Source organism: Stenotrophomonas pictorum JCM 9942, assembly GCF_001310775.1.
Lineage (GTDB): Bacteria > Pseudomonadota > Gammaproteobacteria > Xanthomonadales > Xanthomonadaceae > Stenotrophomonas > Stenotrophomonas pictorum.
In genome coordinates, this window is sequence record NZ_BAZI01000378.1 from 1 (window position 1) to 2522 (window position 2522).

The 2522-nt window shown below is 68.9% G+C and carries 2 protein-coding genes; both read left to right on the top strand.

The genetic code is table 11. From position 1 onward, the window contains the following. On the top strand, positions 1–2210 hold a 2210-nt coding region (gene thrA / locus JCM9942_RS13930), incomplete at its 5' end, for a bifunctional aspartate kinase/homoserine dehydrogenase I (protein ID WP_054660417.1). Next, positions 2207–2522 (top strand): GHMP family kinase ATP-binding protein (locus tag JCM9942_RS13935; RefSeq protein WP_484600243.1); only part of this gene is annotated, 316 nt, incomplete at its 3' end. The genes thrA and JCM9942_RS13935, both read left to right, overlap by 4 nt.

Here is a 2522-nt window from a genome sequence, read left to right on the forward strand (position 1 = left end):
AGCACGCCGGCCCGACCATCGAATGGCTCGATGGCCGTTTCGAGCGGCTGGCCGACGTGCTCTCGGCGCTGGCGGTGATCGGCGAATTGCCGCGCGAGGTGCTGGAGCGCGTGCAGGGGATGGGCGAGGTGTTCTCCGCGCATCTGCTCGGTCACCACCTGCAGGCGCTGGGCGAGGAGTGCGAGGTGCTCGACGCCCGTGACGTGCTGGTGGTCGATCACAGCGAGCTGGGCGTGGATGTGGACTGGAAGACCAGTGCCGCCAAACTGGCCCACTGGCGGCAGCAGCATCCGGCGCGGCGGCTGGTGGTCACCGGCTTCGTCGCCCGCGACCGCAGCGGCCACATCACCACGCTGGGGCGAAACGGCAGCGATTTCTCCGGTGCGATCTTTGCCGCGCTGTTCGCCGCCGATGAACTGCATATCTGGACCGATGTCGATGGCGTGCTGTCAGCCGATCCACGGGTGGTGCCCGAAGCGGTGCAGCTGGAGTCGCTCAGCTACGACGAGGCCTGCGAGCTGGCCTATTTCGGCGCCAAGGTGGTGCATCCGCAGACCATGTCCCCGGCGATCGAGCGCGGTCTGCCGATCATCATCCGCAATACCTTCGCGCCGGATCATCCCGGTACCCGGATCAGTGCCGAAAGCGTCAGCTGCGGGCCGATCAAGGGTCTGACCCTGAGTGCGGATCTGGCGGTGCTGAACCTGGAAGGCACCGGCCTGATCGGCGTGCCGGGCACGGCCGAACGGGTGTTCGCCGCGCTGCGCAATGCGCATGTGTCGGTGGTGATGATCTCGCAGGGCTCGTCGGAGCATTCGATCTGCTGCGTGGTCAAGCAGGCCGAGTCCGAGCGCGCGCGCAATGCCTTGCTGCAAGGCTTTTCGCATGAGCTGGCGGCCGGCCAGGTGCAGCGGGTGCAGTTGACCGGCGGGGTCAGCGTGCTGGCGGCGGTGGGGGACGGCATGGCCGGTCAGCCGGGCGTGGCCGCGCGGCTGTTCGAAGCGCTGGGCAGGGCGCAGGTCAATATCCTGGCCATCGCGCAGGGCTCGTCCGAGCGCAACATCTCCGTGGCCATCGACAGCGCCGATGCGACCAAGGCGCTGCGCGCGGCGCACGCCGGTTTCTGGCTGTCGCCGCAGACCTTCTCGGTCGGTGTGATCGGCCCCGGAAACGTCGGCGCCGCGCTGCTGGAACAGCTGCACAATTCGCAGGCGCAGCTGCTGGCCAAGGCCAGGCTGGATCTGCGGCTGCGTGCGGTCACCTCGCGCAGCCGCATGCTGCTGGACCAGCGCGGTCTGCGGGGCAACTGGAAAGCGGCGTTCGAGGCGGCGGCCGAGCCGGCGGACCTGGACCGGTTCACCGAACACCTGCTGTCCGCGCGTCTGCCGCATACCCTGATCATCGATTGCAGCGGCGCCCCGGAAGTGGCCGACCGCTACGCCGGCTGGCTGCAGGCCGGCATCCATGTGGTCACTCCGAACAAGCAGGCCGGCGCCGGCCCGCTGCCGCGCTACCAGGCGATCCGTCATGCGGCCGAAGCCAGTGGTGCGCGCTTCCGCTATGAGGCCACGGTGGGCGCGGGCCTGCCGGTGATCACCACGCTGCGCGATCTGGTCGATACCGGTGACGAGGTGATGGCGATCTCCGGCATCTTCTCCGGCACGCTGGCCTGGCTGTTCAACAAGTACGACGGCAGTGTGCCGTTCTCCGGACTGGTCACCCAGGCCCGCGCGATGGGCTACACCGAGCCGGATCCGCGCGATGACCTGTCCGGCGTGGACGTGGCGCGCAAGCTGGTGATTCTCGCCCGCGAGGCCGGCTATCCACTCAGTCTGGAACAGGTGACGGTGGAGAGTCTGGTGCCGGAAGCGCTGCGCCAGGCCAGCGTGGAGGAATTCATGGCACGTCTGCACGAGGTGGATGCCGCCTTCGGGCAGCGTCTGGCCCAAGCGCGTGGCCGTGGCAATGTGCTGCGCTATGTCGCCACGTTCAAACCCGGGCAGCCGCCGAGCGTGGGGCTGGTGGAACTGGCCACCGATCACGCCTTCGCCAACCTGCGCCTGACCGACAACGTGGTGCAGTTCACCACCCGTCGTTACTGCGACAACCCGCTGGTGGTGCAGGGCCCGGGGGCCGGTCCAGAGGTTACCGCGGCCGGAGTGTTTGCCGATGTGCTGCGGGTGGCGGCGGGCGAGGGGGCACGGCTGTGAGTGACTGGGTACGCGCGTTTTCGCCGGCGTCGGTCGGCAATGCCGGGGTGGGCTTCGACATCCTCGGGCATGCGATCGCCGGTGTCGGTGACACGGTCGCGGTGCGGCGGATCGCTGCGCCGGAGGTGCGGATCAGCGCAATCCGCGGCACCACGCTGGATCTGCCGCTGGATGCGCCCAGCAATACCGCCGGCGCGGCGCTGATCGCCTTGCGTGAGGCCTTGCAGCTGCCGTTCGGTTTCGAGGTGGAAATCGAAAAGGGCATCCCGCTGGGCTCGGGCATGGGCGGTTCGGCCGCGTCCTGCGTGGCCG